Raw genomic sequence first — 19,546 nt, 5'->3', positions numbered from 1 at the left:
GTGACTCATTCAGGTGCCGGCCAGGTCGCCGAAGCGGGCCTGGAGTGCGGCAATCGTGGCCAGGCCGGCGGTTTCGGTGCGCAGGATTCGCGGTCCCAGACGCAGGCCCTGGAAGCCCGCCTGAGCGAACTGCTGCTGGTCATTGTCTGACCATCCGCCTTCCGGCCCGATCGCAAGTACCAGGGTCTGGTTGGTGTCGAGTTCCATCCGGGAAAAAGCAAGCGGACCGTCAGGATCAAGGACCAGCCTGCGCCGGTCATCGGCGCACAGTGCGCCCAAGGCATCGGCCAGCGCTACGGGTGGGGCCACCACCGGCACCACCGCGCGGCCGCTCTGCTCGCAAGCGGCGATGACCACCGCGGACCAATGCGCCAAGCGTTTTCCCGCACGCGCCTGATCGAGCTTGACCTCGCTGCGCTGGGAGATGATCGGGTGGATCGCGGCGACGCCCAACTCTGTCGCTTTTTGCATGATCAAGTCCATCTTTTCGCCGCGCGCGATGCCTTGCAGCAGGATGATCCGCAGCGGTGACTCGCACGCCACCGTGCGGGCCTCGCCAATCAATACCCGCAGCTGGCGCTTGCCCACCGCAACGACCTGCGCCGGGTAATCGTGTCCGTCTCCGTTGAACAACGTGCACGTATCACCGACGCCAAGGCGCAACACCCGCGCCAGATGCACGGCGGGGCCCTCCGGCAGCGCCAGTTCCGTCCCCGGCAACAGGGGCTGGTCGACATGTACCCGGGTCAGGCGCACCCGGCCTCCGTTATGGCCTGGTCGATCACCTCACGGGTGGTGTTGGCCAACAGTTGCAGGGCATCCTCGTCCACGGTGTATGGCGGCATCCAATATACGATATCGCCCAGCGGGCGCAGCAATACCCCCCGCTCGAGTGCTGCTCGGTAAGTGCGTAAGCCAATGCGTGCCGCGGGGTCGAAGGGGGTCGCCTTGTTGCCGTTCCTGGTCAACTCGAAAGCGACGATCATCCCGGTCTGGCGCAGGTCGGCGACGTGGGGGTGGTCGTCCAGCGGAGCCGCCAGTTCCGCCATGCGCGCGGCAGTGACCTGGTTGCGTGCGATCACGTCGTCGGACTCGAAGATGTCCAGCGTGGCAAGCGCCGCGGCGCACCCGAGCGGATTTCCGGTGTAACTGTGCGAGTGCAGGAATGCGCGCTCGCGCGAGTCATCCAGGAAGCCGTCGTACAGCTCCTGGGTCGCCAGCACGGCTGCCAATGGCATGGTGCCACCGGTCAGGCCTTTCGACAGGCACATCAGGTCCGGTGCAATGCCGGCCTGCTCGCAGGCAAACATGGTTCCGGTACGACCAAAGCCGACCGCGACTTCATCGGCAATCAGGAATATCCCGTGCACGTCGCATAGCTCGCGTGCTCGCTTGAGGTAGACCGGGTCGTGCATGCGCATGCCGCCGGCGCACTGCACCAGCGGCTCCAGGATCAATGCGCAGATCTCGCCGGCGTGGTGATCGAGCAGCCGGGCGAGCGCGTCGGCGGCATCTTCGGCGTGGCTGGCCGCGCTTTGCCCGGGTCGTGCCAGGTAGGCGTCGGGTGAGGGTGCAAACACCGCCTCGGTCAACAACGGCGCATAGACGCGCCGATACAGCGGAACGTCGCCGACGGCGAGGGCGCCGAGGGTCTCGCCATGGTAGCCACCCTCCAATGCGGCGAACTTGGTCCGGCGCAGCTCGCCGCGGTTGCGGAACCAGTGGAATGCCATCTTCAGCGCAACCTCGACGCCGGACGAGCCGTTGTCGGCATAGAACACCTTGGTCATCGGGGGCCGGCCGGGCTCGCGTGGCGCCAGGGCAAGCAGCCGTTCGGCCAGCTCCACTGCGGGGGCATGGGAGCAACCGGCGAGGATCACATGCTCCAGGGTGTTGGCCTGCCTGCAGATGGCGGCCGCCAGGCGTGGCTCGGCATGGCCGAAGAGGTTGGTCCACCAACTGCTGCCGGCGTCCAGGTAACGACGGCCGTCGCGACCGACCAGCCACGGTCCCTCGCCGCGCTCTATGGCGAGCAAGGGCAGGGTGTCGGGGTGCTCGCGCATCTGCGTGCATGGGTGCCACAGCACCGCCAGGTCGCGTGCGCGCCAGCTCCCGTCCTCGTTTTCGGAGTTGTCCGTGTCGCCGCCGCGCTCTGCTAGCATCGTCGTATCGTGAGTCTTCTCTATCATTCGTCCATTATCGCGCGTCCCGCGAGTCCGGTTTCCGTCACCGGTGTCACGCCATGACCCGGAGGCTGCCGGTCATCCATGGCATCGAGGAAGACGACAGCGGGCCGTACCGGCTTGAGCATCTCGACCTGGAGTTCAGCAACGGCGAGCGGCGACGCTTCCAGCGCCTGCACGGTCGCGGCCATGGCGCGGTCGTGGTGGTGCCAATGCTCGATGCGGACACTGTATTGCTGGTGCGCGAGTACGCCGCCGGTGTGCATCGCTACGAGCTGGGTCTGGTCAAGGGGCGGATCGATGCAGGCGAGGTGCCGGTGCAGGCGGCCGACCGCGAGTTGAAGGAGGAGGCTGGGTACGGCGCGCGGTCGTTGACCGTGCTGCGCGAGTTGACCCTGGCTCCGACCTACATGAGCCATGCGACTCATCTAGTGCTCGCGCGCGACCTGTATCCCGAGCGCCTGGCGGGCGATGAGCCGGAACCGCTGGAACTGGTGCCGTGGAAGATCGACTCGTTGCACGAGCTGATCCTTCGCGACGATTTTTCCGAGGGCCGCAGCATCGCCGCATTGTTCATCGCCCGGGAATGGCTGAGAATGCATGGATGAGCATTGATCACGATCTGCGCGAAGCGGTGATTAGCGTGGCGCAGGCCGCCGCGACCTGCATCCTGGACGTTTACCAGAGTCCGTTCATGGTCGATCACAAAGCGGACCAGTCGCCATTGACCGCCGCCGACCTTGCCGCCCACCATTGCATCGTGGCCGGGTTGACCCGACTGACCCCGGACATACCGGTGCTGTCGGAAGAGTCAAAACAGCTCCCGGCGACCGAGCGCCTGCGCTGGTCGCGGCTGTGGCTGGTCGACCCGTTGGATGGCACCCGCGAGTTCGTCAAGCGCAATGGTGAGTTCAGTGTCAACATCGCGCTGATCGAACATGGGGTGGCGACCTGGGGCGTGGTCCAGGCACCCACCACCGGTGCGGTGTGGCATGGCGGCGATGGGTTGGGCGCGTTCAAGCGCGGCGACGATGGCATCGACCAGCCGCTGCATGTACGCCGCCCCGCGACGGCACCACTGCGGGTTGCCGCCAGTCGGTCCCATCGCGACCAACGTACCGCGACGTTCATCGAACGCATGGGGCCGGTGGAGCCGGTTGGCCTGGGGTCGTCACTGAAATTCTGCCGTTTGGCCGAGGGTGCGATCGACGTCTATCCGCGTTTTGGTCCCACGAGCGAATGGGACACCGCAGCAGGTCAGGCGGTGTTGGAGGGCGCGGGCGGTGGCGTCGTTGACCTGCAAGGCCGGCCGTTTCGCTACAACCAACGCGATACGTTGCTCAACGGGGCGTTCATCGCACTTGGCGATACCGCGTTGCCCTGGCGTCAGTGGGACGGCAGCGACGGCTGATCCTCGACGGGTAATCTTCGACGGCTGATCTTCACGAAACGTCTACGTGCCGGTCGGCAGTCTTCACAAAACTGAAGACAGGAGCGACTCATGCAGGGTACGCAGGATGGAGGGTTGGTCCTCATCGTGGAGGACAACCGCAATATTTCCGAGATGGTGGGCGAATACCTGGAAGGTCGCGGCTTCGAGGTGGATTTTGCCGCTGACGGGCTGGACGGCTACCGGCTTGCGGCTGAGAACAGCTACGACGTGATCGTGCTCGACCTGATGTTGCCGCGCCTGGACGGGATCGAGGTCTGCAAGCGCTTGCGCGAAGAAGCGCGCAAGTCGACGCCGGTCTTGATGTTGACCGCACGCGACACCCTGGACGAGAAACTCAAGGGGTTGTCCTCCGGCGCCGATGACTACCTCACCAAACCGTTCGCGATCCAGGAGCTGGAGGCGCGTTTGCGCGCGCTGATCCGCCGTGATCGTCGCCAGGTGGGCGGCGAGGTGCTGAAGGTGGCCGATCTGGTGCTGGATCCGGCCAGCTTGAGAGTGACCCGCGGTGGCAGCGAGCTGCAGTTATCGCCCATCGGACTGCGCCTGCTGACGATCCTGATGCGTGAATCGCCCCGCGTGGTAAGCCGCCAGGAGATCGAACGCGAGATCTGGGGCAACGGGCTGCCTGACTCCGATACTTTGAGGAGCCACCTGTACAACCTGCGCAAGACAATCGACAAACCGTTCGACAAGCAACTTCTGCATACGGTGCAATCGGCAGGTTATCGGGTGGCGGATATCTCACAACAGCCGGAATGACATGGCAAAAGTTGCCGTGACCGAAGGCCTGCCACGCCGAATCAAGCTGGCCTTCATCCTGCAGGCCGTCGTGGCCAGCATCGTTATCACTGCAGGTGTGGTGCTCACGGGTATTGCCGTGCGCGACACCATCCTGGGTGAGCGGATGCAGCGTGAGGCCGACACGTTTTGGGTCGGCCGGGCGGCGAGCCCGGCATTTCCATTGCCGCGGACCTCCACCATGGCGGGGTATGTCGATCCGGCCGCTCCGGGCGACCGCACCGCGCCCCGGTATCTGCGCGAGTTGGCGCCGGGCCGATACCGGGTCGCAGTGCCCGGCGCTCCGGAGCAGTTCGAAGAGGTGTTGGTCGATCGCCGCCCGCAAGGCACTTTCTACCTGGTCTTCCAGGCGGGGCACATTGATCGCGCCATCGGCCTTACCGGCCTGGTGTCGTTGATCCTGTCGTTGCTGGTGACCTACCTGGTATCGTGGCTGACCTACCGCACGTCCAAGCGACTGGTGGCTCCGGTCGGTTGGCTGGCCAACGTGGTAACGCGATGGGACCCGCGCGACCCCGACGCCAGCCTGATCAAGCCCCACAACCTGCCGGTCGAAGCGGGCAGCGAAGTACGCGAACTATCCCGCGCGCTGGTCGGTTTGGCCGACCGGGTAGCGGATTTCGTCGAGCGCGAGCGTGACTTTACCCGCGACGCCAGCCACGAACTGCGCACACCGTTGACGGTGATCCGGGTGGCCACCGACATGATGCTCGGTGACCCGGATACCCACCCCACGACATTGCGTTCGCTGGCCCGCGTGCAGAGGGCCGGACGTGACATGGAGGCCGTGATCGACGCCTTCCTGATCCTGGCTCGCGAAGCCGACGTGGCGCCACAAAGCATCCAGTTCGATGTACGCGACATCGTCCAGGAACAAGTGGAGCGCATCCGTCCCATGCTTCGCGACAAGCCGGTCGCGATCGAGGTGGTCGACAATGGCGGGCCGCAATTATTCGGTCCGCCGCACGTGTTGGCGGTGATGGTGGGCAACCTGCTCAGCAACGCCGTCCAGTTCACCGATCACGGCAACATCGAGGTGCGGCTGGAGGCAGCCAGTGTGGAGATTCGCGATAGCGGCATCGGCATGGACGCGCAAACGATCGCCAAGGCGTTCGCCCCGTTCTATCGGCACGATACCTCGCGCGAGGGTGGGCGGGGCATGGGGCTGTCGATCGCGCGCCGGCTTGGCGAACGCATGGGCTGGCCGGTGAGCCTGGGCAGCCTGCCGGGACAGGGCACCATTGCGACCATCCGGTTTCTCGGCTAGCCGCTGGGCAGGCGGTCCGGTCGCGCTATCCTCGGCGCCTGATACCACGGAGTCGACCATGCGCCCACTTTTCCTCGCACCCGTCCTGCTGCTCGCGTTGACCGCCATGAATGTCCACGCACAACAGCCCGTGGCGGAGACCGCGACCACCTCCAAGACCGCGCTGGTGATCCACGGCGGCGCCGGTTACGTGCCGCGTGAGTCGCTCAGCGCTGATGACGAGAAGGCGGCGCGGGCCGATCTTGGCCGGGCGCTGGATGCGGGTCACGGGGTTCTCGCGGCCGGAGGCAGTGCCCTGGATGCCGTCCAGGCGGCGATCAAGGTGCTGGAAGACTCGCCGCGCTTCAACGCCGGCAAGGGCGCGGTATTCAACGCGCAAGGTGGCCATGAGCTGGATGCGTCGATCATGGAAGGCCACACCCGGCGTGCCGGGGCGGTTGCCGGCGTGACCACCGTGCGCCACCCGATCAACCTGGCGCGAGCGGTGATGGAGCACAGCAAGCACGTGATGCTGGCCGGTGAGGGTGCCGAAGCGTTCGCTGATACGCAGCCCGGGATCGAGCGGGTGTCCAATGACTGGTTCGATACGGAGCGCCGTCGTCGCGCACTCGAAAAGGCACAGGCGGCGGTTGGCGACGATACGCCCGGCCAGTATTTCGGCACCGTTGGTGCGGTCGCGCTGGACCAGCATGGCCACATTGCCGCGGCGACCAGCACTGGTGGCATGACCAACAAGAAGTGGGGGCGGATCGGTGACGCCCCGATCATTGGTGCCGGCACCTGGGCCGATGAGCACTGTGGCGTGTCCGGTACCGGCTGGGGTGAGTTCTATATCCGCAATGCGGTCGCCCACGATATTTGCGCGCGCGTGGCCTACCGCGGCGATTCGTTGGCCGAAGCGGCTGAAGAGGTCGTCAACCGGATTGTCCCCGCCGCTGGCGGTGACGGCGGCGCGATCGCGCTTGATAGCAAAGGCAATATCGCGATGCCGTTCAACACCGGCACCATGTACCGCGCCTGGATCAAGCCGGACGGAAGTCGTGGCATTGCGATCTTCGAGCAATAGCGCCTCGCGACGGCCACTACCGCAGCGTCGGGAGGCCGTGTGTAGGGTTCTGGTGGGTTCCGAGCCGACGGTATCGCGATCGTTGTGGCAAAATTGGTGGCTTGGCGTGGCCTTGGTTGCGTCTACCCGGAAATTTCCGGGTGAACTTCCGCGAATGGCTCCCTGGATGTTACCGAGCCCCTACTGATGCCGACCCTATGCTGATCCACGAGACCTCGATTCACGGGCAACGTCACTGAGATGGCTGATCAGATCGGCCATCTGCCACGCGGCCCCGGCCGCGTGCTGAAAGCAGCCAGGTGGTCGTTGCAGGGGCTTGCTGCGGCGTGGCTGCATGAGTCCTCGTTCCGTCTGGAAGTCTGTCTGTTCGTGGTGCTCGCTCCGCTGGGCTGGTGGCTGGGCCAGACTCCTGTCGAGCAGGTGTTGCTGATTGGGTCAATGCTGCTGGTGTTGAGTGTCGAACTGCTCAATTCGGCGGTCGAGGCGGTGATCGAGCGGTATGGAGCACAGTTCCACGAGCTGTCGGGCCGGGCCAAGGACATGGGGTCGGCTGCGGTGTTCGTGCTGATGCTGAACGTGGCACTGACCTGGGCGCTGATCGTCGGGCCGAGATGGTTCTGATTAACCCCGCCCGGTCGTAGTGGCGCCGTAGAACACTTTTATTCAACTGACATGGGACACACGCGTGCCTGAGATGCTGATGGATCCGGAAGTCTGGATCACCCTGATTACGCTGAGCTCGATCGAGATCGTGCTGGGCATCGATAACCTGGTGTTTATTTCGATCGCGGTCAGCCGGTTGCCGGCGGAAACCCGAGAGCGGGCGCGCAAGATCGGCATCGCGGTCGCTTGCATCAGCCGTATCTGCTTGTTGCTGGTCCTGGCATGGTTGGCCGGACTGACCAGCGATCTGTTCCAGCTGTTTGGCCGGGGTATTTCGGTACGCGACCTGGTGTTGATCCTGGGCGGCGCGTTCTTGCTGGTGAAGGGCGTCATGGAGATCCGTGACTCGATCCGTGGAGAAGCCGAATCGGATGACATCCACACCCGGCCAGCGGTCTCGTTCGGGATGGTGCTGGCGCAGATCGCCGTGATCGATATCGTGTTTTCGCTGGACTCGGTGATCGCGGCGGTCGGCATGGCCAACCAGACCTGGATCATGGTCTGCGCGATCCTGTTGGCCGTGGTGGTGATGTTGGTGGCCGCCACGCCGCTGGGGCGCTTCATCGATCGTAATCCGACCGTCAAGATGCTCGCCCTGGCATTCATCGTGTTGATCGGCGTGTACCTGATCCTGGAAGGCTTCGGGATCCATGTCTCGAAGGGCTACATCTATGGGGCGATGGGGTTCTCGGCGCTGGTCGAGGTGTTGAACCTGGCGGCCAAGCGTCGCGCCGCCAGGCAGCAACTGCACCACTAGGCGCGCCTTCTTCACCCGGCGTCTATTGCATGGTGCGGTCGGCGGTGGTGCAATGCCGACCATCATCGGGAAAGGAGTCGTGCCATGCGAATCGTGCTTGTGCTGGCGGCTGCAATGCTGCTCAGTGGTTGCGGTTACAACACCATCCAGCAGAAGGATGAAGCCGTTTCCGCCGCCTGGTCACAAGTCCTGAACGTGTACAAGCGTCGGGCCGACCTGGTGCCCAACCTGGTGGCTACGGTGCAGGGCTATGCGTCCCATGAGCAACGGGTGCTGACCGAAGTCACCGAAGCGCGCTCGCGGGTTGGCAGCATCAATGTCGATGCCGGCGATGCGGCGTCACTGGAGCAGTTCCAGCAGGCGCAGGGACAGTTGCAAAGTGCGATCGGCCGGTTGTTGATGGTCAGCGAGAACTATCCGCAGTTGAAGGCCGACCAGAACTTCCTGCAATTGCAGGCGCAGTTGGAGGGCACCGAGAACCGGATCACGGTCGAGCGCCAGCGTTACATCGAGTCGGTGCAGGACTACAACACCTTCATCCGCCAGTTCCCGACCAACCTCACGGCGATGGTGTTCGGGTACGACACCAAGCCGAACTTCTCGGTGGACAACGAGGCGCAGATTCGACAGCCGCCGACGGTTGATTTCAGCCAGCCGGGCGCCACTCCTGCGACCGCGCCGACCCAATCGGAGCCTGTACAGCCGGAGCCTGCGCCGGCGAATGGCTGACGATAGCGCCATCGCCATCGTCGCGGTTACGGCAGTCGTCACTCCACGTTTGTCGCATGGCCTGGCCGGGGTGTTGCGGCCCTGGCTGGTGATCGTACTGCTGCTGGTATCGGGCTTGCTGTCGGCGCAGGACCTCGCACCAATTCCGGCGCTGGATTCGCCCGTGGTGGATACCACCGACACCCTCGATGCGGCCACCCGCCAGCAGCTGGTGGCCCAGGCACTGGCGTTGCAACAACGCAAGGGCAGCCAGTTGCAGGTGTTGATGGTGCCCACCACAATGCCGGAAGACATTGCGCAATATGCGGTGCGTGCCTATGACCAGTGGCAGCTCGGCCGCGAGAAAGTCGATGACGGCGTGCTGCTGGTGGTTGCCCGGGATGACCGCCGGGTCCGGATCGAGGTCGGCTACGGCCTTGAGGGCGCGATTCCCGATGCGACCTCGATGCGGGTGATCCAGGAATACCTGGTGCCACGGTTCCGCGAGGGCGATTACGCCGGTGGGATCGTCGCCGCTACGGGCGCGCTGACCAAGCTGATCGACGGCGAACCATTGCCGGCACCCATGGCCGACACGCCGTCTCGTCGCGATGACGGTGGTGGTGGTTGGCTGTTTGCGGTGTTCGCGGCCTTCATTGCCGCCCAGGTCGCACGAGGGGTATTCAGCGGTGCATCCCGTCCAGTGCGCGGCGGATTGGTGGCGGCCGCTGCCGGTGGTGTTGCCTGGTTGCTGTCGTCGTTGCTGCTGGTGGGCGGCATCGGGGCGGTCATCGGCCTGCTGTTTGGACTGGGCAGCGGTGGCGGTGGGCGATTTGCGCGACACCACGGCATTGGTGGATTCGGTGGGATCGGTGGTGGCGGGTGGGGCGGCGGAGGCCTTGGCGGCGGAGGCGGTTTCGGCGGCGGCGGAGGCTGGGGTGGTGGTGGTGGCATGAGCGGAGGCGGCGGCGCCTCGGGCAGCTGGTGACGACATGCTGATGCGAATGCTCAGGCACCTGTTTGCACCTTCCACGCGGCGGTTGTTTCCGGCCGAGCGCTTGCAACGCATCACCGCTGCGGTCGCCGACAGCGAGCAGCACCATAGTGCAGAGATATGTTTTGCGGTCGAGTCGGGACTGTCGATCCGCGCGGTCTTGGCGGGACAGTCGGCGCGCGACCGGGCGCAGGAAGTGTTTGCGCAACTCGGCGTATGGGATACGCAAGGCAACAATGGCGTGTTGCTGTACCTGTTGCTGGCGGACCATCGCATCGAACTGGTCGCTGATCGCGGCTTCGACGGCCGCGTTGCCCCGGAGCAATGGCGGGGTGTCTGCGAGTTGATCGAGGAGCACCTCAAGGCCGGTGAACCCGAAACCGCCATCGTGCGCGGCATCGAGGCGATATCGGTACTGGTGGCCGGGCATTTTGCGCGCGATCCGGAAGATGAGGATCGCGACGAGCTGCCGAACCGACCCCACGTGCTGGACTGAGACTGAGCGGGCACAATAGATTGACTGTCATCGACCGGGAACCACACGCTTCATGATCATCCTGCACCAGATCAATCCAATCGCTTTCAGCCTCGGGCCGCTGCAGGTTCACTGGTACGGCATCATGTACCTGCTGGGGTTTGGCCTCGCCTGGTGGTTGGGCTTGCGCCGCATCCGCGCCGGCCGATTGCCGGGGGTCAACGAGCAGGCGTTTGGCGACCTGCTGTTTTACGGCATGCTCGGGGTGGTGCTGGGCGGGCGCATCGGCTACGTCCTGTTTTACGGGTTCAGCGACCTGCTGGATGACCCGTTGATGCTGCTGCGCATCTGGGAAGGCGGGATGAGCTTCCATGGCGGCTTGCTCGGCGTTGCCGCGGCCGGGTACTGGTGGTCGCGCAAGCAGGGCCTGCATTTCTTCGATGTGGCCGACTTTGTCGTGCCCCTGGTGCCGGCGGGACTGGGACTGGGCCGGCTGGGCAACTACATTGGCGGCGAGTTGTGGGGCAAGGTCACCGATGGTGGCTGGGGCGTGTTGTTCCCGCGTGCGCCGGAGTTTGCCGGCTGGAGCAGCGAGCAACTGCAGGCGCAGTTTGCCAGTGGGGCCCTGGACCAGTTCGCCCGCCATCCCTCGCAGCTGTACCAGACCGTGCTGGAGGGTTTGGTGACGTTCTGCATCGTGTGGTGGTTCTCGCGCAAGCCGCGGCCACGCTATGCCGTGTCCGGACTGTTCCTGGTGCTGTACGGCAGCTTCCGGTTCCTGGTCGAATTCGTGCGGGTACCCGACGTGCAACTGGGCTACCTGGCGTTCGGCTGGCTGACCATGGGCCAGCTGTTGAGCGTGCCGTTGATTGCCCTGGGCCTGTTCTGGCTGTGGCGTTCACGTCGCTCACCGACGGTGCAGCCACAGCCACTTCCGGAGGCCTGACATGCGCCAATACCTGGAGCTGCTGGGTCACGTGCTAGAGCACGGCACCGAAAAATCCGATCGCACCGGCACCGGCACCCGCAGCGTATTTGGTTGGCAGATGCGCTTTGACCTGGCCAGGGGGTTCCCGCTGGTCACTACCAAGCAGCTGCATTTGCGCTCGATCGTGCACGAGTTGCTGTGGTTCCTGCAGGGACAGACCAATATCGCCTACCTGCGCGACAACAAGGTCAGGATCTGGGACGAATGGGCGGATCCGGACGGCGAGCTTGGCCCGATCTATGGCAAGCAGTGGCGTCGCTGGGCGGGGGCGGACGGCAAGGAGATCGACCAGATCGAATGGGTGGTGAATGAGATCAAGCGCAACCCCGATTCGCGCCGCTTGATCGTCTCGTCATGGAATGTCGCAGACCTGCCGGAAATGGCGTTGATGCCGTGCCATACACTGTTCCAGTTCTATGTCGTGGACGGCAAGCTCAGCTGCCAGCTGTACCAGCGCAGTGGCGACATCTTCCTGGGTGTGCCGTTCAACATCGCCAGCTACGCGCTGCTGACGCATATGGTGGCGCAGGTGTGCGGGCTGGAGGTCGGCGACTTCGTGCATACCCTGGGTGATGCCCACCTGTATTCCAACCACTATCAGCAGGCACGCGAGCAGTTGTCGCGCGAACCGCTCGCGCTGCCCCGGCTGCAGCTGAATCCGCAGGTGCAGGATATCTCCGGCTTCACCTATGCCGATATCGAGATACAGGGGTACGACCCGTTGCCGGCGATCAAGGCACCGGTGGCGGTGTGATCGTCGAACTGGTGCTGATTGCGGCACTGGATCGGCACCGCGCGATCGGTCGTGGCAACGACATGCCGTGGCGCCTGTCCGATGACCTCAGGCGTTTCAAGGCGCTGACGCTGGGCAAGCCGGTACTAATGGGACGTAAGACCGCCCAGTCGCTGGGACGTGCATTGCCGGGCCGAACCAACCTGGTGTTGACCCGGTCGGGCCTGGCGCCGTTTGACGGCATGCAACCGGTCGCATCGCTCGACGCGGCAATCGACCTGGTTTCCGGGGAGGCTGGCAGCGAGCTGTGGGTGATCGGCGGGGGTGAGATCTATGCCCTGTGCATGGCAGCGGCAGCGCGAATGCACCTGACCCATGTGGATACGGTGGTCGCGGATGCCGATGCTTTTTTCCCGGCGTTTGACCCACTGCAATGGCAGGTCACTAGCCGCGAGCGCCACCCGGCCGACCCCAAACATGCGTACGGTTTCGAATTTGTCGACTATCGCCGATCCGGCCCATAGGCGTGGCGGCTGGCGGCTGGCGGTTCGCGCTTAGCGCCGCGGACGCTGCCGCGGCTTTGGCGGATTGGCCGGTACATCCCGGCCGGGTACCTGGACGACGCGCAACTGGTCGGTATCAAGCTGTATTGCGGTGAGCTTGCCGCCCCATACCGCGCCGGTGTCGATCGCGTGCACGCCGTGGCCGATAAACAGCTCCAGTGCCGACCAATGACCGCAAACGATCTTCAGGTCACGCTCGACGCGGCCGGGTACCGCGTACCAGGGGTAGAGTCCCGGTGGCTGGGTGCCAGGGACCCCCTTGTCGTCGAATGAAATCCGGCCACGTGGCGAGCAATAACGCATTCGCGTAAGCAGGTTGATGATCGCGCGCTGGCGGTCGATTCCGGCCAGCCGCGGGTTCCAGACCGGCCCGTCGCCGTACATGTTCTTCAGCAACCGCGGGTACTGGTCGCCCCGCAGCAGCGCTTCGATTTCACGGCCGTGTTTCTCGGCCAGTTGGGTGGTCCATTTGGGAGCCAGACCGGCATGCACCATCATCCAGCCCAGTTCGCGGTCGACGTGAACCATTTCCTGCCTGCGCAGCCAATCCAGCAAGGTATCGCGGTCGTGGGCGAAGACGACACGCTGGAGGTCGGGATTGACTCGGCGCTGATCCTCCTCGCGACGCTCGCCGACCGCCAGCAATGACAGGTCATGGTTGCCCAATACCACCTGCACGTTGTCGCGCAGGGAGTGCACCAGGCGCAGCGTTTCCAGAGATTGGCCACCGCGATTGACCAGGTCGCCGCAGAACCACAAGCGGTCGCGGGCCGGATCGAAGGCGATTTTTTCCAGCAGTCGCTGGGTGATGTCGTAACAGCCCTGCAGATCACCGATTGCCCAAACACTCATGCCAGGCCCGCCATCAGTGCAGGGTGCGCGGCACAGTCAGCGTAAAGACAGGCACGGGGACGTCGAAGTGCGTGCCATCATCGGCGACCATCGCGTAACTGCCCTCCATCGTCCCCAGGTCGGTCTCCAGTACGGCCCCGGAGGTGTACTCGAAGCCTTCGCCTGGCCGCAGCCACGGCTGCTCCCCGACCACGCCTTCGCCCTCAACCTGCTGCACCTTGTTGTTGGCATCGGTGATCAGCCAGCGGCGCGAAATCAGCTGTGCCGGCACGGCGCCGCTGTTGCGGATCTGGATGGTGTAAGCAAAGACAAAGCGATCCTGCTCGGGCTCGGACTGGTCGTCGAGATAACGGGTGGCGACCTGGATGTCGAATGCGTAATCGGTGCGGTGTTCCATACTGACAGTGTAAGTCGTGGCCGGCTGGAGCGGGAGGCGGTTGTCGTCAGCGGACGAGCGAGTTGGCGAGGCGGATGAAATCAGCGACGTCGATCTGCTCGGCGCGTGCCTGCGGACTGATCCCGGCAGACTCCAGTGCGGTGGCGTCGCATAGCCGGGACAACGCGTTGCGCAAAGTCTTGCGGCGTTGCCCGAAGGCATCGCGAACGACGTGGGCAAACAGCTTCCGATCCCGGATGTCGATGCTGCCGGCGGCATGCGGCACCAGCCGCACGACGGCGGAGTCGATTTTTGGCGCGGGCCGGAATGCGCCCGGCGGCACCGGGAACAGCGGTGTCACCGTGCAGTAGGCCTGGAGCATCACGCTCAGCCGGCCGTAGATCTTGCTGCCAGGGCCGGCGGCCATGCGGTCTACCACTTCCTTTTGCAGCATGAACACCATGTCCCGGATCGACTGGGCGTGGTCGAGGGCATGGAACAGGATCGGCGATGACAGGTTGTACGGCAGGTTGCCCACCAATCGCAGTTGACGGTCGCCTGCGGGCCGCTGGGTCGATGCATCGGCAATGTCGGCGGCAAGCTCGCTGAAGTCGACCTGGAGCACGTCGCGGTTGATGACCGTCAACTCGCCATGGGCCCGCGCCGCGGCCGTCAGCGGGACAATCAGGTCGCGGTCGAACTCGATCACGGTCAGTTCGCCATGACGTTGCAGCAGCGGGAACGTGATGGCGCCCTGACCGGGACCAATCTCGACCAGCCGGTCACCCGGTTTGGGATTAACCGCCTGCACGATCTTGTCGATGATCGTGCGGTCATGCAGGAAGTTCTGGCCCAGGTGTTTCTTTGCCTTGGCCGAGAAGCCACCGGAAGACGCGTAGTGGTGTTCGCCAGACGGCGTGTGGGGGGTCGTCATGCTGTCAACCGGTGCTTGCGGGCCCTGGCGAGCTGGGCGCAATGATGCGCTGCGGCGAGCAGGCTGGATGGATCGGCAATACCCTTGCCGGCCAGATCGAGGGCGGTGCCGTGGTCGACGGCCACGCGGGGGTAGGGCAGGCCAAGGGTCAGGTTCACCGCCTGCTCGAAACCACTGAACTTGAGTACCGGCAAGCCCTGGTCGTGATACATCGCCAGCACCGCATCGAACCGGCGCAGTTTGTCCGGCAGGAATGCGGTATCGGCAGGTAGCGGGCCGATCAGGTTCATGCCTTCGGCGCGCAGCGTTGTCAGTACCGGTTCGATGACGTCGATCTCCTCATGCCCCATGTGGCCGGCTTCGCCCGCATGCGGGTTGAGCCCCAATACCGCGATGACCGGGGCGGCAATACCGAAATCCGCCATCATCGCCGCATGCACGATCCGCAGGGTGCGGGTCAGTGATTCGATGGTGATCGATTCGCTGACGGCATGCAGCGGCAGGTGGGTGGTGGCGAGCGCGACCCGCATGACCGGGTTGGCCAGCATCATCACTACCTCGCAGCCGGCCTGTTGGGCCAACAGTTCCGTGGTGCCGTTGTAAGAGATGCCGCCCTGGTTGATCACCGCCTTGTGCACCGGTCCGGTCACCACGCCATCGAATACACCTTGCAGGCAGCCGTCAGCGGCACGCCGTAGTGCATTGATCACGGCGTCGGCGTTGCGTGGGTCGGGGTGGCCGAACGCGACGCGTACGGCATTGGGAATGTCGACCAATGCCAGCTCTCCCGCCGCCCCGCTGGCCTGGTCTGGCGTGACCAGCCGTAGGGGCAGCCCGAGTGCGGCGGCGGCGGCCTGCAACGTGGGGCCATCGCCGAATGCGGTCAGTCGATAATCCCGCGACTGCTGCACCAGGCGCACGCACAGTTCGGGCCCGACGCCGGCCGGCTCGCCTGGAACCAGCGCAAGCCGGATCGAGGGCATCTCAGTCGCCGTCGGCGGGACTCACGGCAGCCGCGCTCTCCTGCTCGGCGGCTTGCACGGCCGCGGCGGCACCGGAGCGGAAGTCGACGAACGCCTCGCCACGCATTTCGCGCAGGAACCGGTTCCATTCGTCTTCAAGTTTGCGCTGACCGATGGTCTCGCGGACCTGGGCGCGCTCGGACTGCTCGCCAATATCGGCCTGCCGGACACCCGCGCGCTTGACGATGTGCCAGCCGGCCGCGGTGCGAAATGGTGCAGACACGCCGCCGTCGGCCAAGACGGCCACCTGGCTGCCGAAATCGGGGCCAAACTGGTCCTGGGTAAACCACCCCAGGTCGCCCCCGCGATTCTTGGAGCTTGGATCTTCAGAGTGCTCCCGCGCCAGTTGGGCAAAATCGGCGCCGCCGACAATGCGGGCGTGCAGGGTATCGGCTTCGGCCTTGGCCTGGGTATCGGTGGCGGTGGGGTCGACGCGGATCAGGATGTGACTGGCATTGTACTGCGTGGCCATCGCCGGATCGGAAGCGGATGCGGCGCGCACGCCCACCAACTGCAACAGCTGGAACCCGCTGGGACCGCGGATCGGATCGGTGATCTGGCCGGGGGAAAGACGGTTGACCATGTCCGTGAACGCGGCCGGGATTTCATTGGCCGCACGCCAGCCCAGGTCACCGCCTTCCAGGGCGTTGGGGCTGTCGGAATAGCGGACCGCCGCCGCGGCGAAATTCATGTCACCGCGTTCAATGACGCTCTTGATGCCTTCAATTTTGCCCTGCCCGGTACTGATTTGCTCCGGGGTGGCTCCCTCGGGCAATGCCACCAGGATGTGGGCCAGGTGGTATTGATCGCCTGTGACCTGCTGCGCCGCCATGGCGGCATCGACCTCGGCGTCACTGACCGACACCTGGCTTTGCGCAAGGCGCTGGCGCAAGCGCTGGACCAGCAATTCGTCGTGGATGGAGTCGCGGAACTGGGATAGCGACGTACCATCGCTGGCCAGTTGGGCCGCCAGTTGGTCGACGCTGGACTGATTTTGCGCAGCGATCGCCCCGATAGTCTGGTCGACCTCCTGGTCGGTCACGCGCACGCCGGTGCTCTTGGCCCGGGCGACCTGCAGCTTGAGCAGAACCAGCCGCTCGGCGACCTGGCGTTCAAGCACGTCGTCCGGAGGCAACTGGTCGGTCCGGCCGGCGTACTGGTTGCGGATATTGGCCAGCGCCCGATCCAGCTCGCTTTGCAGGATGACATCTTCATCAACCACTACGGCGATGCTGTCGATCGGCTCAAGTTGTTGTGCCTGGACGGGTGCCACAAGGAGCGCGCTGGCGAGGAGGCAGGCGAATAATTTCATCATGGGATCGGATCGAGGGAGTTGTCGTAATCGTCACCATCCAGAGAAGATGGCGGCACCAGATAAAGATCGTCACGATCATAGCCGAGGATAGCACGGCTCAATATATCCTCGGTCTTCTGGCCGGCCGAGCCCAGGCCCTTGAGCTCGAACTCCAGACGCAGGGAATCATCCAGGTCGCCGTTGCGCTCGCGGACGTAGCGTCGGGCGATCAGGCGCACGGCCATGCAGCAACTTTCCCACTGCACGCCGGCGATGGATTCGAGCAACTTGTCGTCTTCCAGCGAGTAGTAGTAGCGGCCGACCAGGCTCCAGTTCTGGTTGACCGGATACAGGAACGAGAAATCCACCTGCTCGGTGAGGTCGCGCCGGTATCGGTAGCCCAGGTTGACCACACCGACATCGCCGATCAGGTAGCGGGTGCGGATGCTGGCAAGATCCTCGCGGCGGTACTTCGGATCCCATTGATAGGCGGCATTGATGCTCCAGCGGTCGGTGGCGTAGAGCCCGACATCGGCGACCCAGGCCGACTTGCCGCGCTCGACGAGGTCTTCACCGGGTACCACCACGCGACTGTCGTCGAAATACTGGATCTGCCCCAGGCTGACCGACAAACGCTCGCGTCCGTCGTCCTGGCTGATCAGGCGGCTGGTGACGGCCGTCGTCAGCTGGTTGGCGTCGATCTGCCGGTCCGGGCCGGTATAGCGGTTGTCGCGGAACAGTTGTCCCCAACTGAACGTCATCGGATTGGTGTCGAAACGCGGCAGACCGCTCTGGTCCCGGTAGGGGACATTCAGGTAGTAGAGCCGCGGCTCCAGGGTGTGCAGGTAGGACTCGTTGCCGAAGCTGACCTCCCGGTCGAAGAACAAGCCGGCATCGACCGACGCGATCGGCAAGCTGCGCGTCGGCGCGTCGTCACCGCCATTGGCCGCCGCGAGGGCGTCGTCGAGCTGGTAGGCGGTATAACGCCAGGCCAGCTTGGGGGTGACGAACCACGCGGCGCCTTGCAACGGCATGCTGACGAAGGGTTTAAGGTCGAGCCGGCTGCCCTCGTTGCGGACCTCGTGGCGAAAGTGGACCGCTTCGGCATTGACGCCGACTTCGAACCAGCGGGCAAACGGTTGCGCCCAATTCAGATAGGCGCGGGGCAGCCGGTCATAGCGCAGGTTGCGTTCGGTCAGGGTGTAATCGGCAAGCTGGTTGTGGTCGGCCATCAGGCCGGCGTCCCAGTGCTGGCCGCGGCCGAACACGCCGACCTGGCTGCGGATCTGCCAGGTCGACTGGCCGTACAGGGTGTTGCTGGAGTCTTCCAGGTAATGGGTATCACTGACCCAGCCCAGGTTGGCCTGGGCACGCCATCCACCACCCAGCGCGTGCACCGCGTCGAACTTGAACTGGCCGCGGTCGTCTTCCGGCAGCGTTGCCCCGGCGATCGGTCGCCCTTGTTCGTCGTTGAGGTAACGCCCGGGTTCATCGCCAGGGAGCTTGTCCTTGGGCAGCCATTCTCCGGAAAGCTCGCCGCGTCCTCCCTCATACAGCCAGCGGAACTCGCCGCCCAGCTGGATGCCTCGATTGGTCATCAGCCGCGGCATCAAGGTGGCGTCGTAATTGGGTGCCAGGTTGAGGTAGATCGGCTGGCGCCAGTCGAAGCCATTGCGACCGGACACCCTGACCGACGGATACAGCAGGCCGGTGCGGCGGCGGTCGTCGATCGGGAACATCAGCCATGGCACGTACAGCACCGGCACGCTGCCAATCCGCACCGTGGCGTTGTGAGCCACGCCTATGCCCTCGGCGGTGTCAAAGTCAATCTGGCGGGCGCGCAGCTCCCAGCCGCGCTGCGATGGGGCGCAAGTGGAGTAGGTCGAGCTCATCAAGGAGCCCTGGTCTCCCTGCATCCTGATCCGTTCCGCGCCGCCATTGCCGCGCTGCTCGATCAACTGGTACCGCAGGTCCTCGATGGTGTGGGTGTCGGCCTCCTGGTCGCCGTGGGCCCGTTCGGCCACGATGCGCATCCCGGAATCCTGATAACGCACGCTGCCCTCGGCCACGTAGGTGCCGTCATCGCTGTTGTAGGACAGCTTGTCGGTGCCCAGGAACTGGTCGCCGCGATTGAGCTCCACATTGCCCTGGAAGACCGAAAGGTTGCTTTCAGTGGCGCTGAGCGCGTCACCGGCGATATTGGTCGGCTGGTCGACGCGCTCACCGTCGACGGGAGCCGAAGGCGGTGCCTCGATGAACGCCGGCACGGCGTCCTCGATCGGGCACAGCCGCCAGTTCACGGCGTCATCCGCCGCATGGGCGGGCAACGCCAGTGCGATGCACAACGACAATGGCAGCAAACGGAGAGTGTTGCGCACGTAGCGATCCGGGAATCCTGAAACGGCAGTTAGCTTGCCGCA

Annotated in this window: 21 protein-coding genes; 13 read left to right on the top strand and 8 right to left on the bottom strand. The window is 64.7% G+C overall.

Annotated elements, in window-relative coordinates:
* Positions 1–9 precede the first annotated feature (9 nt).
* Entirely contained in the window at positions 10–756 is a 747-nt protein-coding gene (locus ACW5DN_RS08690) for a 16S rRNA (uracil(1498)-N(3))-methyltransferase (RefSeq protein ID WP_456962297.1), read from the bottom strand.
* Positions 747–2,162, bottom strand: a complete 1,416-nt coding sequence (gene bioA / locus ACW5DN_RS08685; protein WP_456962296.1) for an adenosylmethionine--8-amino-7-oxononanoate transaminase — start codon at positions 2,160–2,162, stop codon at positions 747–749. The genes ACW5DN_RS08690 and bioA overlap by 10 nt, the downstream gene beginning before the upstream one ends.
* A gap of 80 nt (positions 2,163–2,242) precedes the next feature.
* Here bioA and nudE point away from each other — a divergent pair, with 80 nt between their 5' ends.
* The 13 genes from nudE to ACW5DN_RS08620 all read left to right on the top strand — a co-directional run bounded on the left by nudE (position 2,243) and on the right by ACW5DN_RS08620 (position 12,609).
* Positions 2,243–2,791, top strand: a complete 549-nt coding sequence (gene nudE, locus ACW5DN_RS08680) for an ADP compounds hydrolase NudE (protein ID WP_456962295.1) — start codon at positions 2,243–2,245, stop codon at positions 2,789–2,791.
* Positions 2,788–3,594, top strand: a complete 807-nt coding sequence (gene cysQ / locus ACW5DN_RS08675) for a 3'(2'),5'-bisphosphate nucleotidase CysQ (protein ID WP_456962294.1) — start codon at positions 2,788–2,790, stop codon at positions 3,592–3,594. Before nudE ends, cysQ begins: the two co-directional genes overlap by 4 nt.
* Before the next feature lie 90 nt (positions 3,595–3,684).
* Positions 3,685–4,395 (top strand): response regulator transcription factor, encoded by a 711-nt coding sequence (locus ACW5DN_RS08670; protein ID WP_456962293.1) that lies wholly within the window; start codon positions 3,685–3,687, stop codon positions 4,393–4,395.
* A gap of 1 nt (position 4,396) precedes the next feature.
* The gene (locus tag ACW5DN_RS08665) at positions 4,397–5,701 is read left to right on the top strand and encodes a sensor histidine kinase (protein ID WP_456962292.1); all 1,305 of its coding nucleotides are present in this window, start codon (positions 4,397–4,399) and stop codon (positions 5,699–5,701) included.
* A 106-nt stretch (positions 5,702–5,807) separates the two neighbouring features.
* Positions 5,808–6,767 (top strand): isoaspartyl peptidase/L-asparaginase family protein, encoded by a 960-nt coding sequence (locus tag ACW5DN_RS08660; protein ID WP_456963007.1) that lies wholly within the window; start codon positions 5,808–5,810, stop codon positions 6,765–6,767.
* Positions 6,768–7,007: 240 nt separating this feature from the next.
* The gene (locus ACW5DN_RS08655; protein ID WP_456962291.1) at positions 7,008–7,388 is read left to right on the top strand and encodes a diacylglycerol kinase; all 381 of its coding nucleotides are present in this window, start codon (positions 7,008–7,010) and stop codon (positions 7,386–7,388) included.
* A gap of 73 nt (positions 7,389–7,461) precedes the next feature.
* Positions 7,462–8,187 carry a TerC family protein gene (locus tag ACW5DN_RS08650; RefSeq protein WP_456963006.1) on the top strand — a complete coding sequence of 242 codons (726 nt, stop codon included), beginning with the start codon at positions 7,462–7,464 and terminating at the stop codon, positions 8,185–8,187.
* Positions 8,188–8,271: 84 nt separating this feature from the next.
* Positions 8,272–8,916 (top strand): LemA family protein, encoded by a 645-nt coding sequence (locus tag ACW5DN_RS08645; protein WP_456962290.1) that lies wholly within the window; start codon positions 8,272–8,274, stop codon positions 8,914–8,916.
* Entirely contained in the window at positions 8,909–9,883 is a 975-nt protein-coding gene (locus tag ACW5DN_RS08640; RefSeq protein WP_456962289.1) for a TPM domain-containing protein, read from the top strand. The genes ACW5DN_RS08645 and ACW5DN_RS08640 overlap by 8 nt, the downstream gene beginning before the upstream one ends.
* A 10-nt stretch (positions 9,884–9,893) precedes the next feature.
* A complete protein-coding gene (locus ACW5DN_RS08635; protein WP_456963005.1) occupies positions 9,894–10,385 on the top strand; it encodes a TPM domain-containing protein in 492 nt (163 codons plus the stop codon).
* Positions 10,386–10,437: 52 nt separating this feature from the next.
* Positions 10,438–11,310: a prolipoprotein diacylglyceryl transferase gene (gene lgt, locus ACW5DN_RS08630; protein WP_456962288.1), complete on the top strand. Its 873-nt coding sequence runs from the start codon at positions 10,438–10,440 to the stop codon at positions 11,308–11,310.
* 1 nt (position 11,311) lies between these two features.
* On the top strand, positions 11,312–12,106 hold the full coding sequence (locus tag ACW5DN_RS08625; protein ID WP_456962287.1) for a thymidylate synthase: 795 nt from the start codon (positions 11,312–11,314) through the stop codon (positions 12,104–12,106).
* Positions 12,106–12,609, top strand: a complete 504-nt coding sequence (locus ACW5DN_RS08620) for a dihydrofolate reductase (RefSeq protein WP_456963004.1) — start codon at positions 12,106–12,108, stop codon at positions 12,607–12,609. Before ACW5DN_RS08625 ends, ACW5DN_RS08620 begins: the two co-directional genes overlap by 1 nt.
* Before the next feature lie 30 nt (positions 12,610–12,639).
* Here the strand turns inward: ACW5DN_RS08620 and ACW5DN_RS08615 are convergent, their stop codons facing one another.
* Genes ACW5DN_RS08615 through lptD form a run of 6 tightly spaced genes read right to left on the bottom strand, consistent with a single transcriptional unit; the run spans position 12,640 to position 19,504 of the window.
* Positions 12,640–13,500, bottom strand: a complete 861-nt coding sequence (locus ACW5DN_RS08615; RefSeq protein WP_456962286.1) for a symmetrical bis(5'-nucleosyl)-tetraphosphatase — start codon at positions 13,498–13,500, stop codon at positions 12,640–12,642.
* A 13-nt stretch (positions 13,501–13,513) separates the two neighbouring features.
* Positions 13,514–13,897: a Co2+/Mg2+ efflux protein ApaG gene (gene apaG, locus ACW5DN_RS08610; RefSeq protein ID WP_456962285.1), complete on the bottom strand. Its 384-nt coding sequence runs from the start codon at positions 13,895–13,897 to the stop codon at positions 13,514–13,516.
* Positions 13,898–13,943: 46 nt separating this feature from the next.
* Positions 13,944–14,810, bottom strand: coding sequence for a 16S rRNA (adenine(1518)-N(6)/adenine(1519)-N(6))-dimethyltransferase RsmA (gene rsmA, locus ACW5DN_RS08605; RefSeq protein ID WP_456962284.1), 867 nt, complete (start codon positions 14,808–14,810; stop codon positions 13,944–13,946).
* The gene (gene pdxA, locus ACW5DN_RS08600; RefSeq protein ID WP_456962283.1) at positions 14,807–15,793 is read right to left on the bottom strand and encodes a 4-hydroxythreonine-4-phosphate dehydrogenase PdxA; all 987 of its coding nucleotides are present in this window, start codon (positions 15,791–15,793) and stop codon (positions 14,807–14,809) included. The genes rsmA and pdxA overlap by 4 nt, the downstream gene beginning before the upstream one ends.
* A 1-nt stretch (position 15,794) precedes the next feature.
* Positions 15,795–17,147: a peptidylprolyl isomerase gene (locus ACW5DN_RS08595; protein WP_456962282.1), complete on the bottom strand. Its 1,353-nt coding sequence runs from the start codon at positions 17,145–17,147 to the stop codon at positions 15,795–15,797.
* On the bottom strand, positions 17,144–19,504 hold the full coding sequence (lptD, locus tag ACW5DN_RS08590; RefSeq protein ID WP_456962281.1) for an LPS assembly protein LptD: 2,361 nt from the start codon (positions 19,502–19,504) through the stop codon (positions 17,144–17,146). The genes ACW5DN_RS08595 and lptD overlap by 4 nt, the downstream gene beginning before the upstream one ends.
* Positions 19,505–19,546 lie beyond the last annotated feature (42 nt).

The organism is Lysobacter sp. A289, assembly GCF_054072675.1.
Note: the sequence above shows the minus strand (reverse complement) of the source record. Positions and strands in the feature narration are given on the sequence as shown.